1 protein-coding gene is annotated in these 491 nt (G+C 65.2%); it reads right to left on the reverse strand.

The features are described 5' to 3' along the window. Positions 1-491: ATP-binding cassette domain-containing protein (locus tag EN935_RS39870; protein WP_127374445.1), on the reverse strand; the 491-nt coding region annotated here is incomplete at both ends.

Genomic DNA, 491 nt, shown 5'->3' on the forward strand with positions numbered 1-491 from the left:
AGCCTGTCGAGCGCCCGCACCGTCGATAGCCGGTGCGCGATGACCAGCGTCGTGCGGCCGACCATCAGCCGCTCCATCGCCTGCTGGATCAGCACCTCCGATTCCGAATCGAGGCTCGATGTCGCCTCATCGAGGATCAGGATGCGCGCATCGGCAAGGAACGCGCGCGCGATCGCCACACGCTGCCGCTCGCCGCCCGACAGTTTCACGCCGCGTTCGCCGACCAGCGTGCCGTAGCCCTTCGGCAGGTTGGTGATGAAATCATGCGCGCTCGCCAGCTTTGCGGCATGCTCGATCTCCTCTTGCGTGGCACTCGGCCTGCTATAGGCGATGTTTTCGGCCAGCGACCGGTGGAACAGGATCGGCTCCTGCTGGACGATGGCGATCTGCCCGCGCAGCGACGCTTGCGCCACCTGCGAGATGTCCTGGCCGTCGACCAGGATTTCCCCCGCATTCACGTCATAGAGCCGCTGGATGAGCTTGACGAAGGT

The organism is Mesorhizobium sp. M7D.F.Ca.US.004.03.1.1, assembly GCF_003998635.1.
Lineage (GTDB): Bacteria > Pseudomonadota > Alphaproteobacteria > Rhizobiales > Rhizobiaceae > Mesorhizobium > Mesorhizobium loti.